23 protein-coding genes are annotated in these 24,146 nt (G+C 53.4%); 10 read left to right on the top strand and 13 right to left on the bottom strand.

Annotation, left to right across the window (positions count from 1 at the left end):
* From AAZT04_RS10555 to AAZT04_RS10535, 5 genes are all read right to left on the bottom strand, one after another.
* Positions 1 to 294 carry a DUF1496 domain-containing protein gene (locus tag AAZT04_RS10555; protein WP_129940711.1) on the bottom strand — a complete coding sequence of 98 codons (294 nt, stop codon included), beginning with the start codon at positions 292 to 294 and terminating at the stop codon, positions 1 to 3.
* Positions 291 to 2,216: a DNA topoisomerase III gene (locus AAZT04_RS10550; protein ID WP_020827202.1), complete on the bottom strand. Its 1,926-nt coding sequence runs from the start codon at positions 2,214 to 2,216 to the stop codon at positions 291 to 293. The genes AAZT04_RS10555 and AAZT04_RS10550 overlap by 4 nt, the downstream gene beginning before the upstream one ends.
* Positions 2,216 to 3,334 carry a tRNA 2-selenouridine(34) synthase MnmH gene (gene mnmH / locus AAZT04_RS10545; protein WP_434679972.1) on the bottom strand — a complete coding sequence of 373 codons (1,119 nt, stop codon included), beginning with the start codon at positions 3,332 to 3,334 and terminating at the stop codon, positions 2,216 to 2,218. The genes AAZT04_RS10550 and mnmH overlap by 1 nt, the downstream gene beginning before the upstream one ends.
* Positions 3,334 to 4,377, bottom strand: coding sequence for a selenide, water dikinase SelD (gene selD / locus AAZT04_RS10540; protein ID WP_434679967.1), 1,044 nt, complete (start codon positions 4,375 to 4,377; stop codon positions 3,334 to 3,336). The genes mnmH and selD overlap by 1 nt, the downstream gene beginning before the upstream one ends.
* Before the next feature lie 160 nt (positions 4,378 to 4,537).
* Positions 4,538 to 5,089, bottom strand: coding sequence for an NAD(P)H nitroreductase (locus AAZT04_RS10535; protein ID WP_020827205.1), 552 nt, complete (start codon positions 5,087 to 5,089; stop codon positions 4,538 to 4,540).
* 160 nt (positions 5,090 to 5,249) lie between these two features.
* Here AAZT04_RS10535 and sppA point away from each other — a divergent pair, with 160 nt between their 5' ends.
* The 4 genes from sppA to AAZT04_RS10515 all read left to right on the top strand — a co-directional run bounded on the left by sppA (position 5,250) and on the right by AAZT04_RS10515 (position 10,385).
* On the top strand, positions 5,250 to 7,106 hold the full coding sequence (gene sppA, locus AAZT04_RS10530) for a signal peptide peptidase SppA (protein WP_434679965.1): 1,857 nt from the start codon (positions 5,250 to 5,252) through the stop codon (positions 7,104 to 7,106).
* A 93-nt stretch (positions 7,107 to 7,199) separates the two neighbouring features.
* Entirely contained in the window at positions 7,200 to 8,216 is a 1,017-nt protein-coding gene (ansA, locus tag AAZT04_RS10525) for an asparaginase (protein WP_041415430.1), read from the top strand.
* 24 nt (positions 8,217 to 8,240) lie between these two features.
* The gene (gene pncA / locus AAZT04_RS10520; protein WP_434679963.1) at positions 8,241 to 8,873 is read left to right on the top strand and encodes a bifunctional nicotinamidase/pyrazinamidase; all 633 of its coding nucleotides are present in this window, start codon (positions 8,241 to 8,243) and stop codon (positions 8,871 to 8,873) included.
* A 231-nt stretch (positions 8,874 to 9,104) separates the two neighbouring features.
* Complete coding sequence (locus AAZT04_RS10515; protein WP_129940714.1) at positions 9,105 to 10,385, top strand: glycoside hydrolase family 18 protein; 1,281 nt, start codon at positions 9,105 to 9,107, stop codon at positions 10,383 to 10,385.
* A 38-nt stretch (positions 10,386 to 10,423) separates the two neighbouring features.
* On the opposite strand, the gene AAZT04_RS10510 is transcribed toward AAZT04_RS10515, so the two are convergent.
* Both AAZT04_RS10510 and msrB read right to left on the bottom strand, forming a co-directional pair.
* Positions 10,424 to 10,696: a YeaC family protein gene (locus AAZT04_RS10510; protein WP_020827210.1), complete on the bottom strand. Its 273-nt coding sequence runs from the start codon at positions 10,694 to 10,696 to the stop codon at positions 10,424 to 10,426.
* A gap of 65 nt (positions 10,697 to 10,761) precedes the next feature.
* Positions 10,762 to 11,175 carry a peptide-methionine (R)-S-oxide reductase MsrB gene (msrB, locus tag AAZT04_RS10505; protein ID WP_020827211.1) on the bottom strand — a complete coding sequence of 138 codons (414 nt, stop codon included), beginning with the start codon at positions 11,173 to 11,175 and terminating at the stop codon, positions 10,762 to 10,764.
* A gap of 348 nt (positions 11,176 to 11,523) precedes the next feature.
* Between msrB and gapA the strand changes: the two genes are divergently transcribed.
* Both gapA and AAZT04_RS10495 read left to right on the top strand, forming a co-directional pair.
* Positions 11,524 to 12,519: a glyceraldehyde-3-phosphate dehydrogenase gene (gene gapA / locus AAZT04_RS10500; RefSeq protein ID WP_012145453.1), complete on the top strand. Its 996-nt coding sequence runs from the start codon at positions 11,524 to 11,526 to the stop codon at positions 12,517 to 12,519.
* Between the two features lie 80 nt (positions 12,520 to 12,599).
* A complete protein-coding gene (locus AAZT04_RS10495) occupies positions 12,600 to 13,475 on the top strand; it encodes a D-hexose-6-phosphate mutarotase (protein WP_048760076.1) in 876 nt (291 codons plus the stop codon).
* Positions 13,476 to 13,590: 115 nt separating this feature from the next.
* On the opposite strand, the gene AAZT04_RS10490 is transcribed toward AAZT04_RS10495, so the two are convergent.
* Together AAZT04_RS10490 and AAZT04_RS10485 are read right to left on the bottom strand one after the other, a co-directional pair.
* Positions 13,591 to 14,355, bottom strand: coding sequence for a MipA/OmpV family protein (locus AAZT04_RS10490; RefSeq protein WP_020827213.1), 765 nt, complete (start codon positions 14,353 to 14,355; stop codon positions 13,591 to 13,593).
* Positions 14,356 to 14,463: 108 nt separating this feature from the next.
* Entirely contained in the window at positions 14,464 to 14,703 is a 240-nt protein-coding gene (locus AAZT04_RS10485) for a hypothetical protein (protein ID WP_128864695.1), read from the bottom strand.
* 82 nt (positions 14,704 to 14,785) lie between these two features.
* Here AAZT04_RS10485 and yeaG point away from each other — a divergent pair, with 82 nt between their 5' ends.
* Both yeaG and AAZT04_RS10475 read left to right on the top strand, forming a co-directional pair.
* Positions 14,786 to 16,720: a protein kinase YeaG gene (gene yeaG, locus AAZT04_RS10480; protein WP_020827214.1), complete on the top strand. Its 1,935-nt coding sequence runs from the start codon at positions 14,786 to 14,788 to the stop codon at positions 16,718 to 16,720.
* Positions 16,721 to 16,909: 189 nt separating this feature from the next.
* Positions 16,910 to 18,178 (top strand): YeaH/YhbH family protein, encoded by a 1,269-nt coding sequence (locus AAZT04_RS10475; RefSeq protein ID WP_434679958.1) that lies wholly within the window; start codon positions 16,910 to 16,912, stop codon positions 18,176 to 18,178.
* Positions 18,179 to 18,195: 17 nt separating this feature from the next.
* Here the strand turns inward: AAZT04_RS10475 and AAZT04_RS10470 are convergent, their stop codons facing one another.
* The gene (locus tag AAZT04_RS10470) at positions 18,196 to 18,687 is read right to left on the bottom strand and encodes a GNAT family N-acetyltransferase (protein ID WP_242498794.1); all 492 of its coding nucleotides are present in this window, start codon (positions 18,685 to 18,687) and stop codon (positions 18,196 to 18,198) included.
* A gap of 622 nt (positions 18,688 to 19,309) precedes the next feature.
* Between AAZT04_RS10470 and AAZT04_RS10465 the strand changes: the two genes are divergently transcribed.
* Positions 19,310 to 19,882 carry a type 1 glutamine amidotransferase family protein gene (locus AAZT04_RS10465; protein ID WP_434679956.1) on the top strand — a complete coding sequence of 191 codons (573 nt, stop codon included), beginning with the start codon at positions 19,310 to 19,312 and terminating at the stop codon, positions 19,880 to 19,882.
* A 99-nt stretch (positions 19,883 to 19,981) separates the two neighbouring features.
* On the opposite strand, the gene AAZT04_RS10460 is transcribed toward AAZT04_RS10465, so the two are convergent.
* Complete coding sequence (locus AAZT04_RS10460) at positions 19,982 to 20,671, bottom strand: alpha/beta hydrolase (RefSeq protein WP_434679954.1); 690 nt, start codon at positions 20,669 to 20,671, stop codon at positions 19,982 to 19,984.
* 519 nt (positions 20,672 to 21,190) lie between these two features.
* Positions 21,191 to 21,349, bottom strand: a complete 159-nt coding sequence (locus AAZT04_RS10455) for a YqaE/Pmp3 family membrane protein (RefSeq protein ID WP_020827220.1) — start codon at positions 21,347 to 21,349, stop codon at positions 21,191 to 21,193.
* A 223-nt stretch (positions 21,350 to 21,572) separates the two neighbouring features.
* On the opposite strand from AAZT04_RS10455, the gene AAZT04_RS10450 reads away from it, so the two are divergent.
* On the top strand, positions 21,573 to 21,749 hold the full coding sequence (locus AAZT04_RS10450) for a GhoT/OrtT family toxin (protein WP_020827221.1): 177 nt from the start codon (positions 21,573 to 21,575) through the stop codon (positions 21,747 to 21,749).
* A gap of 55 nt (positions 21,750 to 21,804) precedes the next feature.
* Here AAZT04_RS10450 and AAZT04_RS10445 read toward each other — a convergent pair whose 3' ends face one another.
* Positions 21,805 to 23,922 carry a TonB-dependent siderophore receptor gene (locus AAZT04_RS10445; RefSeq protein ID WP_434679950.1) on the bottom strand — a complete coding sequence of 706 codons (2,118 nt, stop codon included), beginning with the start codon at positions 23,920 to 23,922 and terminating at the stop codon, positions 21,805 to 21,807.
* Positions 23,923 to 24,146 lie beyond the last annotated feature (224 nt).

Genomic DNA, 24,146 nt, shown 5'->3' with positions numbered 1-24,146 from the left:
TCACTTCTTCAGACGGATCCAGATCAGCGGATTGGTTCCCACCACGTTGGGATCGCGCACGCACTGCAGCACTTCCCCTTCCACCTTCAGTACCGCCCCTTCAGAATAGTTTTGGTCCTGATAAATACAGCAGCGGCTGCAAGGTTGCACGACAGGTTGAGCCGCCGCGCTTTTCGCCGCACCCCAAATTTCCGGTGACACCGGCACCACCACGTCCACATCGCCACGGTTGGCCATGACTGCCGACGAAAATAGCAGTACGCCAGTGGTCAGCATCAGTAAGGCGTAATTCATTCACTCTTCTCCCGCGCCTTGCCGGCGCTTTTCTTGCGTTTTTTTGCCCCGGAGGAAGGTGGCGGCGGCAACCCGCGAAACGCCATACTCGCCCGGCTCTGCTTGGCCTGATAAATCAGCTCCTGCAAAGTCCCCACCAGAGGTTGCATAAAGTCCTGATAGCGACAGGATTTCTCACTGATTTGCGTCAGCGTAGCCTCCCAGTTCGCCGTCATATCCGGACGGGCTGCAATATCCGGCAGCGAATGGATCAACGCCCGACCGGTTTCGCTGGAATGAATATAACGCCCTTTCTTATACAAAAACGCCCGCTTGAACAGCAACTCAATAATGCCTGCGCGCGTGGCCTCGGTCCCTAAACCATCGGTCGCTCGCAGGATTTTCTTTAGCGCTTTATCCTGAACAAAACGTGCAATACCGGTCATGGCGGAAAGCAGACTGGCATCGGTGAACGGACGCGGCGGCTGCGTCTGACGCTCAACCACTTCACCGCGTTCGCACAGCAGTTCGTCATCCTTCGCCACAACCGGTAACGGTGCGCCTTCGTTTTCTTCATCGCGCTCTTTGCTGCCCAATAGCGTGCGCCACCCTGCTTCAGCCAGAAAGCGTGCCTTGGCGATAAACTTGCCTCCGGCGATATCCAGCTCAATGACGCATTTGCGGAACATCGCATCCGGGCAAAACTGCATCAGGTACTGTCGGGCAACCAGCCCATAAACGTTCAGTTCGTCCTGACTCAGGCTGACTTTGCTGGCACGGGCTGTCGGAATAATAGCGTGGTGGGCATCCACCTTCTTGTCATCCCAGCAACGGTTACGACGATCGCTGTCGATCACCGGCTGCGGATAAAGATCCGGTTGATGAACACTGATGGCGTTCAACACCGAATGACGCCCGGCGAAATGTTCTTCCGGAAGGTAGCGGCAATCAGAACGCGGGTAAGTGATTAACTTATGGGTTTCGTACAGGCGCTGACAGACATCCAGCACCTGCTGGGCACTCAGGTTAAAACGTTTGGAAGCTTCGATTTGCAAGGTCGACAATGAAAACGGCAGCGGAGCGGTATCTGATTCCCGTTTATCATTATAGGAAGTGACCAGCGCCGGTTGGCCCTCGATGCGCTTAAGCACGTGCTCCGCCAAAGGCCGATGCAGCAGACGCCCTTCCTCATCCTGATAGGGTTCGCAGGAGTCGCTGGGTTGCCACAGGGCGACGAATCGCTCCTCTTTCGGCGTCACGATGTGCGCTTTCACTTCGAAAAAGTCTTTCGACACGAAGTTTTCGATATCTTCGTCCCGCCGTACCACCAGCCCCAATACTGGCGTTTGCACCCGTCCAACGGACAACACGCCGTCATAACCGGCATTGCGCCCCAAAATGGTGTAGGCACGGGTCATGTTGATGCCATACAACCAATCAGCGCGGGAACGCGCCAGGGCAGATACACACAAAGGGATAAAATCGCGGTTATCACGCAGCCGCTCTATGGCACGTTCCACCGCCTGCGGGTTGAGATCGTTGATCAGGCAACGGCGTACGCTGTGCCGTTTTTCCGGCGTCAGCGCCAGATAGTCGAGCACTTCGTCCACCAGCAGTTGGCCTTCGCGATCCGGGTCACCTGCGTGCACCACCTCATCGGCTTCATGCAACAGTTTTTTGATCGCATTAAGCTGCTTGCTCACCGACGGGCGCGGCTGCAACTGCCACTTCTCTGGGATGATTGGCAAGTCCGCCAGCGACCAGCGCGCATAGCGGCTGTCGTAGGCATCAGGCTGCGCCTGCTCTAATAAGTGGCCCACACACCAGGTCACCACATCATTGTTACCGCAGGCGATAAATCCGTCGCCGCGGCGATGCGGTTTGGGAAGTACGTCGGCAATGGCGCGCGCCAAACTCGGTTTCTCGGCAATAAACAGTCGCATTATTCACCGTTATTCTGGCTGTACGTCATCAGGAATTCTCTTACTTCAGCATAATTCCCGCGGAATACGATCCGCTGGGATTTCTTTTCCAATTGATAGTGATACATCGGATCATAGTAGTGCTGCAACAACGGCACCAGCCACTCCTGATGCGCGTCACTATTACCGCTGACATAGTGGCGCTGTAACGCCGATTCCAGGCTCTTCGTCAGCTGCTGAAAACGCTCCAGACCCAAACGACGGCGAATGGCGAACAGCCCATGGTGCAGATACTCATCGTATTTTTGCCAACCCGGCTCCGCCCCCAGAGCCTGTTCAAACTCCAGGCGCATGCGATCGATATATTCATGCTGCAGCCGTGCCAGACGCACCTCGAACGGATCGTCGATAACGGCCACCGGCGCTTGCTGCATGCGGTTGAAGATGGGTAACGGCAGATTGTTGCTGCCGATAATGCGCCCTTCATCCTCCAACACCCAGCGGCGGCAGCCACCATGCTGTTTTTTCAGCAATAACACAGCCAGACGATTCTCAAAATCAATCTGGCCGCTTTGTGCCACCAGCGTTCGGCCAAAAGATGAACCGCGATGCCGGGCCGCGCCCTCCAGATCGATACCTTCGGCCAGCTCATTCACCAACACCGTTTTGCCGCTGCCGGTATTGCCGCCGATCAGCACCATCGGCAGTTCGGCACTTTGTTCCAACGTGGTCAGCAAGAACTGACGCAGCGCCTTGTAGCCGCCAATAATGCGCGGATAGGTCACTCCAGCCTCACGTAGCCATTGCTGTACCAGTTGCGAACGCAAACCGCCGCGAAAACAGTAGAGGTAACCTTCTGGCCATTGCGCGCATTGCGCCAGCCACACCGCCGTGCGCTGCTCGCGCAATCGGCCGTTAACCAGGCTGTGGCCCAGGGCAATCGCCGCCTGCTGCCCCTGCTGTTTGTAACAGGTGCCAACCGCCTGCCGTTCATCGTCGTTCATCAACGGCAGGTTTACCGCATTGGCAAAAGCGCCCTGCTGAAACTCAACCGGCGCGCGCACGTCAATCAGCGGGATGTCCTGCAAAAAAATACGGCGATAATCCTGGGTATCTACCCGCTCCAGCGTAGTAGACACTACACAACCTCGATCAGCGGCTTGCCCGCAACGGCCGTATGCAGTTCACCGATGGCCTGTAGCTGAATGCCGTGACGTTCGGCAATCGCCTGAACCTGCTGTTCCGCTTCCGGCAACACAGCCAGCAGCAAGCCACCGGAGGTTTGCGGATCGCATAGCAATTGCCGCTGCAGGCTGGTCATTTCACCCACCAGATGGCCGTAACTTTCAAAGTTGCGCCCGGTGCCGCCCGGCACGCAGCCTTCGGCAATATAGCGCTCGATGTCCGGCAGTTTTGGCACTTGCTCAAACCAGACCGTCGCCTGCAATCCTGACCCCTGGCAAACCTCACTCAGGTGGCCCAGCAGACCGAAACCGGTCACGTCGGTCATCGCCGTTACGCCTTCGACATCGGCAAAGTCCGCGCCCGGTTTGTTCAGTTGGCACATGACCTCGGTCGCCAGACCTTCATGTTCAGGCCGCAGCTTACTTTTCTTCTCGGCGGTGGTCAGCACGCCAATGCCCAGAGGTTTGGTCAGGAATAACCGCGATCCGGCCTGGGCCGCGCTGTTTTTCTTCACCCGCTCGGTGCCGACGATGCCGGTAACCGCCAGGCCAAAAATAGGCTCAGGCGCATCGATAGAATGGCCGCCGGCCAACGCGATCCCCGCCTGTTGGCAGGCATAGCGCCCGCCGTCGATCACCTGTTGCGCGACTTCCGGCGGCAGCTTGGCTATCGGCCAACCCAGAATGGCAATCGCCATGATCGGTTTACCGCCCATGGCATAAACGTCGCTGATGGCATTGGTTGCCGCGATGCGGCCGAAGTCGAACGGGTTGTCAACGATAGGCATAAAGAAATCGGTAGTGCTGATAATGCCAACGCCGTTGCCGATGTCATACACCGCAGCATCGTCACGGGTTTCATTGCCCACCAGCAAATGCGGATCGACAAACTTCTCCCGCTCGCTGTGCAGAATAGTTTCGAGAACTTTCGGTGAGATTTTACAACCGCAGCCTGCGCCATGGCTGTACTGGGTTAAACGGATCGCTGGCGATGTCATATACCACTCCCTTCGGTTAACGGCATTCAAGATATCATAGGGTAGCGCTTGCCGAGGGGAATGGTAAGAGCGGGCTGTCGATAACCGAACAGCCTGCTCAGAAACAACACAGAATGGCGGGATTTAACGCATTTTTGCGGCAACCCTGCGCCGGAGTTTATTAGAAGTAGCTGACGAACGGCGTGCTGTCCGGTGCGACAACTTTGGTTGCGGCTTTCAATTGAGGAGTCCCCAAATACAGGAAGCCAACAATTTCGTCCTGCTCACGGCAGCCAAAGGCTTCGCGAACCAGAGGATGCTCGGTCCAGGCCCCGGTACGCCAGATGCCGTTGAAGCCTTGCGCCAGCGCGGCCATCTGCATCGCCTGCACCGCACAACCGGCAGAAACTACCTGCTCCCAGCGCGGCACCTTGGTTTCTTCGGTGCAATGCGCCACTACGGTGATGATCAGCGGTGCGCGGAACGGCGCTTTTGTCGCCTTCTCAATAGCCGCTTCGTCCATTTCATCCTGCTTTGCAGCAGCTTGTAACAATTGGCTGAAGCGCTCCAGGCCCTGGTTTTCAATCATCACGAAACGCCATGGCTGCAATGCGCCATGGTCAGGTGCCCGCAGGCCCGCGTTGATGATATTTTGACGAGCCTCATTAGTGGGCGCAGGCTCGGCGAGGCGTGAGGCCGAACGGCGGTTCAGTAAAAGATCCAGTGCATCCATCGTAAACTCCTGATAACAATTTTCATTACGATCACGTTAACATAGCTAAACGGCGAGTGACAGCGTCGGTAATACCCTCTGTGACACACGATTTAAAGCTGACATTTCCTCGGCCGCTCATTAGGATAGCGGAACATTCTCGACTCTTGCTGGAGAGCACATGCGCACATTGTGGCAAATCATTGCCGGCGTTTTCAGGTGGACATGGCGTCTGCTGAACTTTATCAGGGAACTTATCCTTAATCTGTTCCTGGTGTTGCTGATCCTGGTTGGGGTTGGCATCTATCTTTCATTCCAGAGCGCAACCACCCCTGCCGTGCCTACTCGCGGTGCGTTACTGGTGGACTTGAGCGGCGTGGTCGTTGACCAACCCTCGATGAACAACAAAGTGCGCCAATGGGGCCGTGAACTGCTGGGTGCGTCCAGTAACCGTTTGCAGGAAAACTCCCTGTTTGACGTGGTTGACAGCATCCGCAAAGCCAAAGACGACAAAAACATTACCGGCATGGTATTGCAGTTAAATGATTTTGCCGGCGCCGATCAACCTTCGCTGCAATACATGGGCAAGGCGCTGCGGGAATTCCGCGACAGCGGGAAACCGATTTTCGCCATTGGCGACAGCTATAACCAGACGCAATACTATCTGGCCAGCTACGCCAACAAGGTTTATCTGTCGCCACAGGGCGCCGTCGATCTGCACGGTTTCGCCACCAACAATCTTTACTACAAATCCCTGTTGGAGAAACTCAAGGTCACCACCAATATCTTCCGCGTGGGCACCTATAAATCTGCGGTAGAACCGCTGATCCGTGACGATATGTCACCGGCCGCCCGTGAGGCCGACAGCCGCTGGATTGGCGGGCTGTGGCAGCACTACCTGGATACGGTAGCCGCCAACCGTCAGATCACCGCGCAGCAACTGTTCCCCGGTGCGGCGGGCGTATTGACCGGCTTGCAGGCCGCCGGTGGCGATACCGCCAAGTACGCGCTGGACAATAAACTGGTGGATGAGCTGGCTTCCCGCACCGTCATTGAGAACCAACTGATCAAGACTTTCGGTTGGGACAAGCAGGCGAACGATTTCAACGCCACCAGCATCTATGACTATCAGCCAAAAGCGGCGCCAGATCAGGGAGGCAAAATTGCCGTGATCTTCGCCAACGGCGCGATCATGGACGGCCCGCAGACGCCAGGCACCGTTGGGGGTGACACCACCGCCGCGGAACTGCGTCAGGCACGACTGGATCCGGCGATCAAAGCGGTTATCTTCCGGGTTAACAGCCCTGGGGGCAGCGTCAGCGCCTCTGAAGTGATCCGCTCCGAACTGGCCGCAGTACGCGCCGCCGGAAAACCAGTGGTGGTTTCCATGGGCGGTATGGCGGCATCGGGCGGTTATTGGGTCTCTACGCCGGCGGACTACATCATCGCCAGCCCGAGCACCCTTACCGGCTCTATCGGCATCTTCGGGGTGATCAACACCTATGAGCAGACGCTGGACAGCATTGGCGTCCATACCGACGGTGTGGCCACCTCGCCGCTGGCGGATCTGGCGGTGACCAAGGCGCTGCCACCAGAGTTCTCGCAGATGATGCAGTTGAACATCGAGAAAGGTTATCAAAACTTTATCGATCTGGTCGCCAAGGCCCGCAAAATGACGCCGCAGCAGGTTGACCAAATTGCTCAGGGGCACGTGTGGTTGGGCAGCGATGCCAAAACCAACGGTCTGGTCGATCAGTTGGGCGATTTTGACGACGCGGTGAAAAAAGCGGCCGAACTGGCGCAGTTGAAACAATGGCAGCTTAACTGGTTTGTCGATACGCCAAGCCTGACCGACATGGTACTCAGCCAGTTTGGCGTGTCTATTCACGCCATGCTGCCGGCAGCCATTCAGTCAATGCTGCCTGCGCCGCTGGCGTCGGTAGCCATGGCGGTGAAAGAACAGCCGGGTTTGTTCAACAACCTGAACGATCCGCAAAACCGCTATGCCATATGTTTGACCTGCGGAGAAGTCCGCTAACAAATTAATCCTCAGCCCGGCACCCGCCGGGCTTTTTTTCTGCGCTTATCCCCCTATAATTCAGCCCATCATATTTCTGTTAAAACAATGACCATGCAAAAGAAATCGATTTACGTCGCTTATACCGGCGGTACCATCGGCATGCAACGCTCCGATCACGGCTACATCCCGGTGTCCGGTCACCTGCAGCGCCAACTGGCCTTGATGCCTGAGTTTCACCGGCCGGAGATGCCGGACTTCACCATTCATGAATATGCGCCGCTGATCGATTCCTCCGATATGACGCCGGAAGACTGGCAGCATATCGCCGACGACATCAAAAAGAATTACCACCTCTATGATGGCTTCGTGATCCTGCACGGTACCGACACCATGGCCTTCACCGCTTCGGCCCTGTCGTTCATGCTGGAAAACCTGGCCAAGCCGGTGATCGTCACCGGTTCGCAAATCCCTCTGGCTGAACTGCGTTCCGACGGTCAAACCAACCTGCTGAACGCGCTGTACCTGGCCGCCAACCATCCGGTGAATGAAGTCAGTCTGTTCTTCAACAACAAACTGTTCCGCGGCAACCGTACCACCAAGGCGCACGCTGACGGTTTCGACGCCTTTGCCTCGCCTAACCTGCCGCCGCTGCTGGAAGCGGGGATCCATATCCGTCGCCAGAACGGTATCGACAGCCCGGTCTGCAACGGTGAGCTGAAAGTGCATGACATTACCCCGCAGCCGATCGGTGTGGTGACAATTTACCCAGGGATCTCCGGCGCGGTAGTCCGCAACTTTTTGCTGCAACCGGTGAAAGCCTTGATCCTGCGCTCTTACGGCGTGGGCAACGCACCGCAGAAAGCGGAGCTGGTTGATGAATTGCGCGACGCTTCCGAACGCGGCATTGTGGTCGTGAACCTGACCCAGTGCATCTCCGGTCGGGTGAATATGGAAGGCTACGCCACCGGTAACGCGCTGGCCCATGCCGGGGTCATCAGCGGTTTCGACATGACGGTGGAAGCCGCCTTGACCAAGCTGCATTATTTGCTGAGCCAACCGCTGACGCCGGAGCAAATCCGCAGCCAGATGCAGCAAGACTTGCGCGGTGAACTAAGCATCAGTGGTTAACCCTAACCCCAAGACGGAGTCGCGATGAAAACAGCCCTGCTGCTAATCGATTTGCAAAACGATTTTTGCCCCGGCGGCGCACTGGCGGTGACAGACGGCGATGCCGTGATCGCCGTAGCCAATCGGGCAATAGAGGCCTGCAACGAGCGGGGCGAGCCTGTGGTCGCCAGCCAGGACTGGCATCCTGCCAATCACCGTAGCTTTGCGGTCAACGCCAACGCGCAGGCGGGTACGCTGGGCGAACTGGAGGGGTTGCCGCAGGTGTGGTGGCCGGTGCACTGCGTACAGGAAAGCCCAGGTGCCGAGCTTCATCCGCAATTAAACCACCGGGATATCGTCGCCGTATTCCGTAAAGGTCAAAATACGGATATCGACAGCTACAGCGCCTTCTTCGACAACGGGCATCGCTCACGCACCGAGTTGGACCGCTGGTTGAAAGCTCATGACGTGAGCCATTTGGCCGTGATGGGGCTGGCAACCGACTACTGCGTCAAATTCAGCGTCCTGGATGCTCTCGCGCTGGGGTACCAGACCTCGGTAATTACCGACGGCTGTCGCGGCGTTAATTTGCAACCTGGTGACAGTCAGGAAGCCCTTCAGGCCATGCAGCAGGCTGGTGCAAAACTCGTTACCCTGTCACAATTCATCGAACGATAATGCGTCGGGTGCTGATGGCACCCGCCCATTCCCCCACCGACAAATCTCGACATCGCTCACATTCCGACCATTCTCCTGTGATGACATCTTGTTCGCGTGCAGCACATTTGCTGTTATGACCGCTGATGCCTTGGCATCAATCAGTTATACGCATCCGGGGCCCATTGAGCCCGGCTTTATGTTACCGCCTGAGGCGGTTTCGGGTCGGCCTTGCCGACCAAAGGAGATAACATGGTTTTCACCCGTAAACTGCTGCCTTTGCTGGTCGCGGTTCAGTTTGGTATGGCTGGTGCCGGCATGGCGCATGCCGCCTCTTACCTCTCCGTCGGTTATTTCAACGGCGGGGGTGACGTTACCGCCGGTCCAGGCGGTGACATCAACAAGCTGGACGTCACGCAAATTACCCACCTCAATTACTCCTTCGGCCTGATCTACAACGATGAGAAAGACGAATCCAATCCTGCGCTGAAAGACCCGGCTCGCCTGCACCAGATTTATCTGTCACCTAAAGTGATGGCCGATCTGAAGCTGCTGCCGGTATTGCGTAAACAGAATCCGGAGTTGAAAGTGCTGCTGTCCGTCGGCGGTTGGGGTGCTCGCGGTTTTTCTGGTGCGGCGGCAACGCCAGAGAGCCGGACTGTATTTATCCGTTCGGTGCTGGACGTCATCCAGCAGTACCAACTGGACGGCATCGATCTCGACTGGGAGTACCCGGTTAACGGCGCCTGGGGGCTGGTCGAAAGCCAACCGGCGGACCGGGCCAACTTCACCGTGCTGCTGAAAGAACTGCATAGCGCCCTGAATAAAAATAAATTGCTGACCATCGCCGTGGGTGCCAACGTCAAAAGTCCGCAGGAATGGGTGGACGTCAAAGGTATTGCGCCCTACCTCGATTACATCAACCTGATGACCTACGACATGGCGTACGGCACTCAGTATTTCAACTCCAATCTGTATGATTCCAAACAGTGGCCGACCGTCGCGGCGGCCGATCGCTACAGCGCCAATTTTGTCGTGGATAACTATTTGGCCGCTGGACTTAAACCGGCGCAGTTAAATCTGGGCATCGGTTTTTATGGTCGGGTACCCAAACGCGCCACTGAGCCCGGCATCGACTGGGACAAAGCCGACGCAGAGAAAAAACCTGTCACCCAACCCTATTTCACCGCGCGCGAAACCGCCGTCTTCAAATCACTGGGGTTGGATCTGACCAAGGACAGCTACTTCAAATATAACGATATCGTCAGCAAGCTGTTAAACGATCCACAGCGGCGCTTCAGCGCCCATTGGGACAGCGATGCCCAGGTTCCCTATCTGACGATGAAATCCGCCGAGGGCAAACCTTTATTCGCCATTTCGTACGAGAACCCGCGCTCGGTTGAGCTGAAGGCTGATTACATCAAAAGTAAGGGATTAGGGGGCGCGATGTTCTGGGAATATGGCGCAGACGACAATAACCGGCTCGCGCATCAACTGGCGGAATCGCTGGGGATCAACGGCGGGAAAGGCTAAACCCACGGGGCGATGTCACTATCGCCCCGTTATTCGATTTACTGCGGTTTCAGCTTAGCCAAGGGTTCAGCGATAAACTGCTGTTTCAGCTCTTGCTTGCTCTTCATCACAATCTGACCGTCGGTGCCGATACTCATGTGTTGCGGATCGGCATTGTGCAACGACTGCCACAGCATGACCGCCTGCAGGCTGTTTTCTTTCTGTTCCGGAGTCAGGGCTACGCCATCCGGCCACTTGCCCAGCTCAACGGCTAATACCAGCCGTTGATAGATTTCCGGCGTCATGGCGGCAATCAGGTCTTTCACATCCATCAGGGCCTTTCCTTACTCGTGCAAGAATAATTTGCTGAATCGATTTTTCTAACAACGCACTAGCTCTAGCCAGCCGTTTTCTCACCGTTCTCACCGTCGGTAAAACTGAGCGACGCCGAATTAACGCAAAAACGTTCGCCGGTTGGCTGCGGGCCGTCGGGGAAGACGTGGCCCAAATGCGCGTCACAGTGACCACAGCGGATCTCAACGCGATGCATATTATGTGAATTATCATCAAGATAACGAATAGCATCGTCGGATACCGGCTGATAGAAGCTCGGCCAACCGCAGCCGGAGTCGTACTTGCTGTCTGAGTAGAACAGCGGGTGGTTGCAGCACAGGCAATGGTACACGCCCTCGCGTTTGTTGTGCAGCAATTTGCCGGAATACGGCGCCTCGGTACCACGTTCCTGAGTCACATAACGTTGGATTTCATTCAGTTCCGTGGCCGGATGGTCAGGGGTTGTCTCTTTAGCCATTTGTGCGTTTCTCTGAATGTGGATAATGTCAACGAAAACAATGAGTAATAATAACAAAAAATTAACAACACTGCAGCGCTTTTTAGCCTAAACTGTAGCCCATAAAGGTCACGTCGCGGCAATATGTGATACCGATCACATATCTTATATGGACTGACTTTATACTTGGCGGTTTGACCCCATATTACGGATGAGGCCGAACGCAAACGGAACGTGCAATAAGCGCTCAAACCAGGCTGCGAGGTTTGATTTGCAGCAAGTATTGACACGATTCCGCTTGACGCTTGGTAAGGTTTTTGTAATTTTACAGGCAACCTTTTATTCACTAACAAATAGCTGGTGGAATATATGACTATCAAAGTAGGTATCAACGGTTTTGGCCGTATCGGTCGCATTGTTTTTCGTGCTGCTCAAGAACGTTCTGACATCGAAATCGTTGCAATCAACGACCTGTTAGACGCAGAGTACATGGCTTACATGCTGAAATATGACTCTACTCACGGCCGCTTCAACGGCACTGTAGAAGTTAAAGACGGCCACCTGGTTGTTAACGGCAAAACCATCCGTTGTACCTCAGAAAGAGATCCGGCTAACCTGAAGTGGAACGAAGTCAACGTTGACGTCGTTGCAGAAGCAACTGGCCTGTTCCTGACTGACGAAACTGCACGTAAACACATCGCTGCAGGCGCTAAGAAAGTTGTTCTGACTGGCCCATCCAAAGACGACACCCCAATGTTCGTTATGGGTGTGAACCACAAATCTTACGCTGGTCAGGAAATCGTTTCTAACGCTTCTTGTACCACCAACTGCCTGGCACCACTGGCTAAAGTTATCAACGACAAGTTCGGCATCGTTGAAGCGCTGATGACCACCGTGCATGCAACTACCGCAACTCAGAAAACCGTTGATGGCCCGTCTCACAAAGACTGGCGCGGCGGCCGCGGCGCATCTCAGAACATCATCCCTTCTTCTACCGGTGCTGCTAAAGCAGTAGGTAAAGTTATCCCAGAACTGAACGGCAAACTGACCGGTATGGCGTTCCGCGTTCCTACCCCGAACGTTTCTGTGGTTGACCTGACTGCTCGTCTGGCTAAACCTGCTTCTTACAAAGAAATCTGTGCTGCTATCAAAGCTGCATCTGAAGGCGAGCTGAAAGGCGTGCTGGGCTACACCGAAGACGAAGTGGTTTCTACCGATTTCAACGGCGAAACTCTGACTTCCGTATTCGATGCCAAAGCCGGTATCGCTCTGAGCGACACCTTCGTGAAACTGGTTTCTTGGTACGATAACGAAACTGGTTACTCCAACAAGGTTCTGGATCTGATCGCTCACATCTCCAAATAATGGATTGATGCCAAGCTGATGATGAGGGCGACATTTTTGTCGCCCTTTTTTTGTTTCTACGGCGAACAAAAGGCCAACCGATGAACGAAAAAATTTTCACCCTACCCGTTACTCAGCAAATTTCTCCTTATATCAGCCAACGGCAACTCGACGAACTGCCCGTGGTGGTGGTTTCCCACCCGAAAGTGCGTGCGGCTATCACGCTGCAAGGCGCGCATCTATTGGCCTGGCAACCCAGCGGTGAAAAGCCGGTCATTTGGCTGAGCAACAACACGCCATTTAAAAAAGGCAATGCTATCCGCGGCGGCGTCCCCATTTGCTGGCCCTGGTTTGGTCCGGTGGCAAAACCTTCACACGGTTTCGCCCGCAATCAGCCCTGGAGTCTGACGGCGCATGATGAAGATGACAACGGCGTCATTCTGACCTTCACGCTGAAAGATAATGAGCAAACCCGTAGCCTGTGGCCACACGCCTTTACGCTGATTGCCCGCTTCAAGCTAGGCGAAGAGTGTGAGATAGAGCTGGAGTCTCACGGTGATTATCAGGCCACTGCGGCGCTGCATAGCTACTTCCAGATCGGGGACATTGAACAGGTTAAGGTAGCCGGCCTCGGCGTGCCTTATATCGATAAAGTCGCTGGAGGCGCAGAGGCCAAACAGACCGGTGACGTGACCTTCATCGGCCAGACCGATCGGGTTTATACCCAGCCGGAGGCCTTTAGCCTGATCAAAGATGCGGCGCTCCAACGCACCATTGAGGTTCATCACCATCACATGAGTGATGTGATTGCCTGGAACCCTGGCGTAGAGCTTTCTTGCAGCATGGCGGACATGCCTAACGACGGGTATAAAACCATGGTTTGCGTGGAAACCGGCCGCGTCAGCAAACCGCTGATCGCAGCAGGGGAACAACCCGCACGGCTGGCAGTGACCTTCCGCACCCGCAAGAACGCGTGATCGCAGCAGGGGCGGTGAAAACTGCCGCCCTGCATCATTGCACTACAGATGTGCAAAAGGGGCGCCAGCGCCCCTTTATGATGCCTACATTGCACTTTTTTTGTGCATTCGCTTTTTAGAAGCTGTAGCTCACACCCGTCATTAACACCCCGGTGTAAGATTTATCCACCATCGGGCTGTCTTTCACTTCATCAGACAGTTTGATGTAACGCCCCATAAAGAAGGCATTCCAGTCTTTGTTGATCTTGTAGTTGGCGCTCAGCTCAACGTAAGGTGCCCAGCTGTCGCTTGGCGTGTAGCTGTCCAGACCGCTGCGGCGAGATTCGTTATCGCTAACGCCGTAGTAGTATTTGTTCTGGTTTTTGCTGCTCCACGTCACACCCACACCCGGCACCAAGGTGAAGGCGTCCAGCTCAAACTTGTACAGATAGGCGAAGTCACCAATCATACCGTTGCTGTAATCCAGGGTATCACCGGTAAAGGTGGTACGCAGGATGCCCCAATCAGCATTATGCGTATAAGCCAGACCGGCCATCAACGTGCCGCGACGCTTGTCCAACTTCTTCATGCGATCGTCGTCACTGTCACCCGGACGGTAGCCCAACGGTGAGTAGTAACCCATCAGACTCAGTTGGTTTTCCTGATCTTTCCACAGGTAATAACCGGCGGTCAGGGTACGGAAGTAGAAGTCATCCCCTTCATAGTTGATGACGGGTACCGGATACACGCGGTCCTGATAGCCACGATACGGATCCGGGCTAACCAGCGCGGAAGCACCGAGTGACCAGGTCCCAGCCTGAGCACTTTGCGCACAAACCATTGCGGAAGCGATAATTGCTAGCGTTTTGAGTTGAAAAATCTTCACTGGTTCTTTTTCCATAAATAACAGAGTTAATAGCTGGCTTAGTTTATGTGAAATTGTCGTTACGCGCCTAATCTTTACAATAGAAAACAACCAAGATCGAATAACTTAGAATAGAAATATGAATTAATCATGGCGGAACAGTGACGTTTTTTGCCGCAGGCCGCGCCAGACAAGGCATTTGGCTATCCCTGTCATAACTGAGTCATTGATATGACTTAAAAAAAGCTTTTTACCACGCAGGAAATTTTCTGGTATGCAAACTAAGCTTAAATCAGAAGGTGAATGAATCCTGAGCCCAGTGGCAATACAGCGCAACTCGCGATAATAAGCGCACCAAGTTGGCATACGGGTTGCTGTACTCAAGGATAACTTCTTCTTTCGGGGGCCAAAACACAATCATCAGCTCCCTTTAACCTGTGCTAATAACGAAAGGACGGGCATCGCCATGAACATATTTGACCACTATCGCCAGCGCTACGAAGCTGCCAAGGACGAAGAGTTCACACTGCAGGAATTTCTTACCATCTGCCGGCAAGATCGCAGTGCATATGCCAATGCGGCAGAACGTCTACTCATGGCTATCGGTGAACCAGTTATGGTGGATACCGCGCTTGAGTCGCGTATGTCTCGCCTGTTCTCCAACCGCGTGATCGCACGCTATCCGGCATTCGAAGAGTTCTACGGTATGGAAGAAGCTATCGAACAGATAGTCTCTTACCTGAAACATGCCGCCCAGGGCCTCGAAGAGAAGAAACAAATTCTTTATCTGTTGGGCCCCGTCGGCGGCGGTAAATCATCGCTGGCAGAACGCCTGAAAGCGCTGATGCAACGCGTGCCCATTTATACCCTGAGCGCCAACGGCGAACGCAGCCCGGTAAACGACCACCCGCTGTGCCTGTTCAATCCGCAGGAAGATGCCACTATTCTGGAAAAAGAATATAACATCCCAAATCGTTACCTCGGCACCATCATGTCCCCTTGGGCGGCAAAACGCCTGCATGAATTTGGCGGCGACATCACCAAATTCAAAGTGGTCAAGGTGCGTCCTTCCATCCTGGAACAGATCGCCATCGCAAAAACGGAACCGGGTGACGAGAACAACCAGGATATCTCCGCGCTGGTCGGCAAGGTCGACATTCGCAAGCTGGAAAACCACGCGCAAAACGATCCGGATGCCTATGGTTATTCCGGCGCCCTGTGCCGTGCCAACCAGGGGATTATGGAGTTCGTGGAGATGTTCAAAGCGCCGATCAAGGTGCTGCATCCTCTGCTGACCGCCACCCAGGAAGGTAACTACAACGGTACCGAAGGGATCTCTGCCCTGCCGTTCAGCGGCATTATTCTGGCGCACTCCAACGAATCCGAATGGGTGACCTTCCGTAATAACAAAAACAACGAAGCCTTCCTCGACCGCGTTTACATCGTCAAGGTGCCTTACTGCCTGCGAGTTTCGGAAGAGATCAAAATCTACGACAAACTCCTGGATCACAGCGAACTGACCCATGCGCCGTGCGCCCCTGGCACGCTGGAAACCTTGGCGCGCTTTACCGTGCTCTCACGCATGAAAGAACCGGAAAACTCCAGCATCTACTCGAAGATGCGCGTCTATGACGGCGAAAGCCTGAAGGATACCGATCCGAAAGCCAAGTCGTACCAGGAATACCGCGACTACGCCGGGGTCGATGAAGGCATGAACGGCCTGTCTACCCGCTTCGCGTTTAAAATTCTGTCGCGGGTGTTCAACTTTGATCACGCAGAGGTCGCCGCTAACCCGGTTCACCTGTTCTATGTGTTGGAACAGCAGATCGAACGTGAGCAATTCCCGCAAGATCTGGCAGAGAAATACCTGGAGCACCTGAAAGGCTATCTGATCCCGAAATACGCCGAATTTATCGGCAAAGAGATCCAGACGGCTTATCTGGAATCTTACTCGGAATACGGTCAGAACATTTTTGACCGCTACGTGACCTATGCAGACTTCTGGATCCAGGATCAAGAGTACCGTGATCCGGATACCGGCCAGCTGTTCGATCGCGAGTCCCTGAACGCTGAACTGGAGAAAATCGAGAAACCGGCCGGCATCAGCAACCCGAAAGATTTCCGCAACGAAATAGTCAACTTCGTGCTGCGCGCCCGTGCTAACAATAGTGGCCGTAACCCTAACTGGACCAGCTATGAGAAGCTGCGTACCGTGATCGAGAAGAAAATGTTCTCGAACACCGAAGAGTTACTGCCGGTGATTTCCTTTAACGCAAAAACCTCAACGGATGAGCAGAAAAAACACGACGACTTCGTCGACCGTATGATGGAGAAAGGCTACACCCGCAAACAGGTTCGTCTGCTGTGTGAATGGTATCTGCGGGTCAGAAAGTCTTCGTAACGTCTAATGAGAATTAGCGTCATGGAGATGGCGTATACCCAAAATAATTGGCGTTGCATCAAGGCGGCAAGAGCGCTTATCCCGATGAGCTTACTCTGGTAAGTGATTCGGGTAAGTGACCGCAACCAACACAGAGGCAACGGCAAGTATAACGAGTATAGAAAGTTGGCAACGTCGTTTGGGGGAAGTATGGCCTATTTCATTGACCGACGGCTTAACGGCAAAAACAAGAGCATGGTTAACCGCCAACGCTTCTTGCGCCGCTACAAGTCGCAAATCAAACAGTCGATTGCCGAAGCCATCAACAAGCGTTCGGTCACCGACGTAGACAGTGGGGAGTCCGTCTCGATCCCCGCTGGCGATATCAACGAACCTATGTTTCATCAGGGTCGCGGTGGCACACGCCACCGCGTTCATCCGGGCAATGACCACTTTGTGCAAAATGACCGCGTCGAACGCCCTCAGGGTGGCGGCGGTGGCGGCGGCGGTCAGGGTAACGCCAGCCAGGATGGTGAAGGCGAAGACGAGTTTGTTTTCCAGATATCCAAGGACGAGTATCTCGACCTGCTGTTTGAAGATCTGGCGCTGCCGAACCTGAAAAAGAATCAGTATAAGCAGCTCACCGAGTACAAAACCCATCGGGCCGGTTACACCGCCAACGGCGTACCGGCCAATATCAGCGTGGTGCGTTCGTTGCAAAACTCGCTGGCGCGCCGCACTGCCATGACCGCAGGGAAACGCCGCGCTTTGCATGAGTTGGAAGACGAACTCACCCAGATGGAAAACACAGAGCCGGTGCAACTGCTGGAAGAGGAACGACTGCGCAAGGAAATTGCCGAACTGAGAAAGAAAATCGAAAGCGTGCCATTTATCGACACCTTTGATTTACGCTATAAGAACTATGAGCGCCGACCGGAACCCTCCAGCCAGGCGGTAATGTTCTGCCTGATGGACGTGTCCGGCTCCATGGATCAGGCCACCAAGGACATGGCCAAGCGTTTCTATATTCTGCTCTATCTGTTCCTGAGCCGAACCTATAAAAACGTCGAGGTGGTGTATATACGCCACCATACCCAAGCGAAGGAAGTGGATGAGCAGGAGTTCTTCTACTCGCAGGAGACTGGGGGCACCATTGTGTCCAGCGCGCTGAAACTGATGAATGAAGTGGTTGAGGAACGTTACGATCCGGCGCAATGGAACATCTACGCCGCGCAGGCGTCGGATGGCGACAACTGGGCCGATGACTCACCGTTGTGCCACGAACTGCTGGCGAAAAAGCTGCTGCCGATGGTTCGCTACTACAGCTACATTGAAATCACCCGCCGCGCCCACCAGACGCTGTGGCGCGAATACGAGGACCTGCAGGTAAAATTCGAAAACTTTGCCATGCAGCACATCCGCGAACCGGACGATATTTACCCGGTATTCCGCGAACTTTTCCACAAGCAGACTGTTTAATTACACATAAATTCATTTTAAATCAGCCGGTTAACTCTGTTTTCCGGCTGTTTTTTTACCGGTAAAAAGAAAACCACTTCATGATCCTGCTCATCAAGGTTATCAATACGGCCACTCTCAATAAATCCGGCCTTCGACAGTAGCTTTATCATCGGTAAATTCGAGCTATTGGTTGAGGTAAAAAGTTTTGGACGCATGCAGATCGATTTAAAATATTCGATAAATTTTAACCCCACCTTTTTACGCCTCATCAGGTTACCAACCATAAGAATTTCTATAAATCCACTGTCGTAAAAGTGATAGTGCAATACGCCGTAAGCCACGACCATGCCCTCAATTTCGGCTACGTGGCAGACACCAGCCTCGCACCACTCGCCGATCTGAGCATAGCGACGTGGGTCCTGTGATGCCAAGGTATCAATGTCAATCAATAGGTTAGCATCCGTTACTGTTGCCAGGCGAAAAATCAATTTCGGCTCCCCGTTATTTTTGTGGTTAGTGAGCATCATCCGCTGAGGTAATTCCTAATTACGTTTTTACCCATTGCGCGAATTAGGAATATTCCTATTTAATGAATAGCCAAATTGCCATCTCAGGTGAATGCTATGGAATTACTTCCCTTCGCAATCATCGTCGTTTTGATCGCAGTTGTCGTATTTTCCTTTGTCATGTATTTGCGACAAAGACGAATAAGTACTTTCAACGCCAAGCGGAAACGACGTTAGGACGCCCTCACACAAGGAAGTGGTTCAACAATCCCCTATTAGCCACAGCCTCACCCTATCCCCTCCGGCTGGCTTTATCATCGAACCGATACCCAGCGTTTTTTCTGAGGATATTCTGATACCTGCATCATTACAGATTTTCTGCTTGTCGCTGAAATTCAGGTGCGCTACTGTCGCCATCTGGAGACACACACCATCACATAACCAGAACAACATCCAGTTTGTCGCTATCATCCCTTAATCCCGCCGCTGCGCGGGATTTTTTTATGCCGTAAAGAACCTCTCAACGATATGAGGCACCGATATCCCTGCTGCCAGAAACTGACAGTGGCTGCCATTACACTCGCCATGCCTGCAGGACGAAACCTTCCTGCCCTTTATCAGCCACACAAGGAAATCGCCGCCAATGACGCGCATTGTGACCATTCTTACCGATAATTTCTCTGATTGGGAAACTGCCCTGATCAACTCTACTTGCCGCGGCTATTACGGTTTCGATACTCTCTTTGCCTCCCCCAATGGCACCCCTGTCATTTCCTCCGGCGGCATGCATGTGACCCCCAATATGGCGCTCGAGGCTATCCAACTGAGCGAGACAGATCTGTTGATCCTATGCGGAGGCACGGTATGGCGAACCGATCAGGCCCCAGATATCGCTGGGATGGTAGCGGAGGCCCATAGCAAAAACATCGTCATCGCCGGCATTTGCGATGGAACCCGCGTTTTGGCGCAGGCGGGCATACTTGATCATCTTCGCCACACCTCCAATTCGGCTGAGAATTTATCGCAGCTTAACTACGGTGGAGCTGAACATTATCAGGATGTGCCCTACGCCGTAGCCGACCAGCGCGTGGTAACCGCCCCCGGTAGCGCACCGGTCAGTTTTATGGCGGAGATCCTGGATATGTTAGGGGTTAGCGATAACAACCTTAAAACCTACCTGGCCATGCACGCCGCTGAACACAGCAAACCAATTTAGTCCCATTGGTTGCAGCCGAGTCAAACACGGCCCCCGCCCCCACTTTTCAGCATAAAAAAGCCCCGCAAGTTGGACGGGGCTCCATCTAATAGAAATGCCTTATAAGCCGTTAGCAGCTTCATCTATCAAAGCGGCGATTTCTTTCGGATGCGAAGCAAGAGAAGCGTGGCTGGCGTCCAGCGTAATCACCTTTTTGGCCTTCAAACGCGCAGACATTCGCTGCTGGTTTTCGGGGGCTATCATCCGGTCATTGCTGGAGATTTGGTACCAGGAAGGTTTGTGTTTCCACGCTGGCTCAGCGATCGTATTGCCGAAGGTGCTGGCCAACGGCGCCTTTTGCGTTACCGCCATCACCAATGCCTCATCAGCAGGCAGATCCTGACAGAAGCTTTCGTGGAATTTGTCTGTCTTAATCCATAAATAGCCGTCGCTGTCCGGCGCCAGGTTCGCCGCCGCAATTGGCGGATGTTGCTGGGTAATGCCTCCGGGGCTTTCGCCGGCGTCCGGTACGAAGGCGGCGATATACACCAATCCCACCACGTTGGGTTGATTGCCCATTTCACTGAGCACCGCGCCACCATAAGAATGGCCGACCAACAGCACCGGTCCCTGCTGCTGCGCCACCATCTTGCGGGTGCGTTCAGCATCGTCTGCCAGCGATGTCAGCGGCATTTCAACCGCGTGAATCGAGTGATATCCCTTGTGCGATAATTCGGTAATGACTTTGCTCCAGTGCGCTGCACCGCCCCAAAATCCGTGGACCAGGACTACGGTAGGTTTTGCCTTCATTACAAGATTCCTTCTTTCGCGTGGAGACGCTACACCAAACTTGAGCGTCCGCACTGTTCACTTCCAGCACCCTCTGGCTCAAGCCCAAACGTCTTTATATACCCCCTTGTATATAGTTCACATCAAGAGTTTCCAGCAATAGCTACGAATAGTTAATCGAGATCGGAGCTCTTCTGATTCGCCCACCAGCTCACGCCATTCTCCAAATGTCAGTCGCCATAGGAGTAGCGCTCGGCAGTGCAACAAGATTAAAACTAGGATTTATACCTATTACGATCTAAAATCCCATGAAAAAACAAAGAGAAGTATTTTCAACAATATCAATAGGGAATTTTTACGTGAAGGAAATGATCTCCATTCTTTTTATCGTAAGCCTGCTAGCGACGCTTTTTTCGTGGTTATTCGTTTATAGCCTCAATATTCATTAACGCCGTGCGAGAATAAAAAAACCCCGGCATGCACTGATGCCAGGGTTATCAAAGCCACACTATAGCCGTCCAGGTTTTACAACCACGGTGACTACTGTTTCGTCTGGATCCAGAATGCGTGGATCAGCCCCGGGAAGTAGCCAAACAAGGTGAGGATAATATTGAGGATAAACGCGCCGCCTATACCTTTATCCAGCAGTACGCCCAGCGGTGGCAGGATGATGGTAAATACGATTCTCCAAAAACTCATAATAGCGCCTCATTTTGTTCCATAAGCCACCAACATATTATATCTGCTTAACATTTTCAAATCTCACCCAGCAAATCGGCCTTCAACGTGGCATGAAAAATGCGTATAGCCACAGCAATTGTGTTGATACCTGCCTAAATTGAAGAAACAATTAATAAGCATTGATTATGTGGGGTTAAGCCCTTAAAATTTGTAACTTAACAATACAACTAGGTAAGGTTTCATGTCGTCGCTGTGGGTTGCAACACAATACTTTTATTTGATTGGCTTGGTAGTTTCTATGATTTTCACCTACCTGGTCAGCCGGGATACCATAAAAATTCGTTTTCTCAGTGCCTTAACGATTGGTTTAACCTGGCCCCTGAGCCTACCGGTAGTGTTGATGTTCTCCTTGTTCTGACGCTGCAGAAACCACCCCGTCAAACGCTGACGGGGCGATAGCACCGCCTCTTACATCAAAAATCGTACCCAACCGTCGCCACCACGGAGCGTTCTGCGCCCCAGTAGCAATAGCCGGTCCCATAGCAGGCCGCGACATATTTCCGGTCGGTCAGGTTATTCACATTCAGTTGCACATAGGCACCTTTCAACGACGGATTCACCCTGTCCAAATTCATCCGCACCGAGGCATCCAACAGCGTAACGGAAGGGATCCTCAACGTATTTTCGTTATCGGCCCATTGCTTGCCGATGTAACGCGCCCCAGCACCAAGATCCACACCGTATGCGGTGGCATATTTGCCCCACAGTGAAGCCATTTGGTTCGGTGCGAGATACGGTGTGTTGCCGTCGTTGCCATCAATGGCATCTTTGAATTTCACTTTATTGTAGGTATAGCCTGCGATCAGATCGAAGCGTTCGGTGATCTTGCTGCGGGCCTCCAGCTCAACCCCCTGAGAATGCACCTTGCCGGCCGGCAGGTAATAGCTTTGCTGCACCACGCGGTTAGCCACGTCTTTCTGCGTCAGGTCATACAGCGCCACGCTGTATATCGAGGAACTGCCTGGTGGCTGGTACTTCAGGCCTACCTCATACTGCTCGCTGGTGCTGGGTTTCAGCATATGGCCGTTTTGATCGGGCAATGCCTCCGGGGTGACTGCGGTGCTATAACTGACGTAAGGCGAGAAACCGTTATCGAAGCGGTACAACAGTGAGCCACGGCCACTGAAATTGTCGTCGGTGCGGGCATCGCTGGTGCCGGTGTTGAGCACCGTATTTTTAGATTCGATACGGTCGAAGCGCCCTGACAGATTCAGATACCAATTCTGTAAGCTGATTTCATCCTGCAGATAAACGCCGGTCTGCTCATAACGACGTCGGGAATCGGTATGCGTCAGGTTGGTTAATGCGTCACCGCCGGACACGCCGGTGTAAGGATTAAGCTGTGAAGCTCCCGCCGACTCATCCCACAAATTATTACGCAGGCGCTGGTAATCCAAACCCAGCATCACCTTATGATCCAGCAACCCGGTCGCAAAATCGGCTTCCAACTGGTTATCAACGGCGAAGGCATCCAGCGAAGTGGCTGAACCGCTGTAATAGCGATTCAATAGGCTGTGATCGTCATTCCAGCCAATCTGGTACACCTGCTGTAATTCAACATTGGAGTGGGTGTAACTGGCGTTCTGGCGGAATGACCAAACGTCGTTAAAGCTGTGCGAGAAAGCGTAGCTGTAAATCTGTTCCCAACGTTTGAACACATTGCGGCTGCTCTCGCCATCAAAGAAGCCACGCCCCAGCTTGTCACCGGAACTGGAATAGAGGCTGCCATCTGCCGGTACCGCACTGTGATAACCGCCTGAGGGATCTTTTTGCAGGTAAGCTTTCAGCAGCAGCGAAGTATTTTCATCCGGCTGCCACAGTAATGACGGTGAAATGGCATAGCGTTCCTCACGTTGATGGTCATACATGGTTTCGCTGCTGCGCGTCATCCCGGTCAGCCGATAAGCCCACTGTTCCGACAGCGCGCCGGTCACATCGAAAGCGCCACCCTGGGTGTTGTTATTGCCTGCCATCAGGTTAACATGCCCTTCCGTGGCAAACTGGGGGCGCTTGGAGGTCAAAGCGACCAACCCGCCCGGAATGCTTTGCCCGTACATGACCGATGAAGGCCCTTTGATAACGTCGATGCGTTCCAGGAACCAGGGGTCAACCTGCAAGGCATTATAGGTGCCGCCGTCACTCAATAACCGCAGACCATCAAGGAAGGTGTTATTAACGTCGCCACCGTGAAAACCACGTAACGCAATGGTGTCATAGCGCGTTGCACCACCGGCGAAGTTAGTGAAAACACCAGGTGTATATTTCAGGGCATCATTAACCGTTTGAGTATTCTGGTCGGTCATTTGTTGGCGCGTCACCACCGAAACGGACTGTGCAGTCAGGATCAAGGGTTTATCGGTTTTTGTCGCCCCCTGGCTGGTCGTGGCTTGATAGCCGTGCGTCGCAGCTTCCGCCGTATCCGCGGGTTTAGCAGTGACAACCAGAGTATCTTCAGCGAAAGACACCAGCGGCAGGAACATCGCAAACGCACACAAAACCCGTGACCGTTTGACAGGAAAAATCGTCGGCATACCTGTAATCCCCAGTAAAAAACATTAAATGACACCCAAAGGCCCTGTCATCAACGCGGATTAACCACGCTGTGCAGAGGTTATATCGGTGTGTTGTATGTAAATTAAGTGAAATATTAATGATAATTATTATCTTTATCGATAAAAATTTTCAAGCCTCTATGCCTTTTTATAAGCAAGCAAAGCAATCTGCACGGCAAATAAACCATGGGCTGAATAGGGAA

Source organism: Serratia sp. Je.1.23.a (assembly GCF_051129805.1).
GTDB lineage: Bacteria > Pseudomonadota > Gammaproteobacteria > Enterobacterales > Enterobacteriaceae > Serratia > Serratia liquefaciens.
This window is presented reverse-complemented; position numbering and strand designations above follow the sequence as displayed.

Excerpts from the sequence above, each read along its gene's own strand:
- yeaG (WP_020827214.1), top strand. The coding sequence starts at position 14,786 with ATGAACATATTTGACCACTATCGCCAGCGCTACGAAGCTGCCAAGGAC.
- msrB (WP_020827211.1), bottom strand. The coding sequence starts at position 11,175 with ATGGCTAAAGAGACAACCCCTGACCATCCGGCCACGGAACTGAATGAA.
- AAZT04_RS10455 (WP_020827220.1), bottom strand. The coding sequence starts at position 21,349 with ATGAGTTTTTGGAGAATCGTATTTACCATCATCCTGCCACCGCTGGGC.
- AAZT04_RS10535 (WP_020827205.1), bottom strand. The coding sequence starts at position 5,089 with ATGGATGCACTGGATCTTTTACTGAACCGCCGTTCGGCCTCACGCCTC.
- gapA (WP_012145453.1), top strand. The coding sequence starts at position 11,524 with ATGACTATCAAAGTAGGTATCAACGGTTTTGGCCGTATCGGTCGCATT.
- AAZT04_RS10450 (WP_020827221.1), top strand. The coding sequence starts at position 21,573 with ATGTCGTCGCTGTGGGTTGCAACACAATACTTTTATTTGATTGGCTTG.
- AAZT04_RS10475 (WP_434679958.1), top strand. The coding sequence starts at position 16,910 with ATGGCCTATTTCATTGACCGACGGCTTAACGGCAAAAACAAGAGCATG.
- AAZT04_RS10510 (WP_020827210.1), bottom strand. The coding sequence starts at position 10,696 with ATGGATGTGAAAGACCTGATTGCCGCCATGACGCCGGAAATCTATCAA.
- AAZT04_RS10515 (WP_129940714.1), top strand. The coding sequence starts at position 9,105 with ATGGTTTTCACCCGTAAACTGCTGCCTTTGCTGGTCGCGGTTCAGTTT.
- pncA (WP_434679963.1), top strand. The coding sequence starts at position 8,241 with ATGAAAACAGCCCTGCTGCTAATCGATTTGCAAAACGATTTTTGCCCC.
- AAZT04_RS10495 (WP_048760076.1), top strand. The coding sequence starts at position 12,600 with ATGAACGAAAAAATTTTCACCCTACCCGTTACTCAGCAAATTTCTCCT.
- selD (WP_434679967.1), bottom strand. The coding sequence starts at position 4,377 with ATGACATCGCCAGCGATCCGTTTAACCCAGTACAGCCATGGCGCAGGC.
- AAZT04_RS10555 (WP_129940711.1), bottom strand. The coding sequence starts at position 294 with ATGAATTACGCCTTACTGATGCTGACCACTGGCGTACTGCTATTTTCG.
- AAZT04_RS10460 (WP_434679954.1), bottom strand. The coding sequence starts at position 20,671 with ATGAAGGCAAAACCTACCGTAGTCCTGGTCCACGGATTTTGGGGCGGT.
- AAZT04_RS10550 (WP_020827202.1), bottom strand. The coding sequence starts at position 2,216 with ATGCGACTGTTTATTGCCGAGAAACCGAGTTTGGCGCGCGCCATTGCC.
- ansA (WP_041415430.1), top strand. The coding sequence starts at position 7,200 with ATGCAAAAGAAATCGATTTACGTCGCTTATACCGGCGGTACCATCGGC.
- AAZT04_RS10445 (WP_434679950.1), bottom strand. The coding sequence starts at position 23,922 with ATGCCGACGATTTTTCCTGTCAAACGGTCACGGGTTTTGTGTGCGTTT.
- sppA (WP_434679965.1), top strand. The coding sequence starts at position 5,250 with ATGCGCACATTGTGGCAAATCATTGCCGGCGTTTTCAGGTGGACATGG.
- AAZT04_RS10490 (WP_020827213.1), bottom strand. The coding sequence starts at position 14,355 with ATGGAAAAAGAACCAGTGAAGATTTTTCAACTCAAAACGCTAGCAATT.
- AAZT04_RS10465 (WP_434679956.1), top strand. The coding sequence starts at position 19,310 with ATGACGCGCATTGTGACCATTCTTACCGATAATTTCTCTGATTGGGAA.
- AAZT04_RS10470 (WP_242498794.1), bottom strand. The coding sequence starts at position 18,687 with ATGATGCTCACTAACCACAAAAATAACGGGGAGCCGAAATTGATTTTT.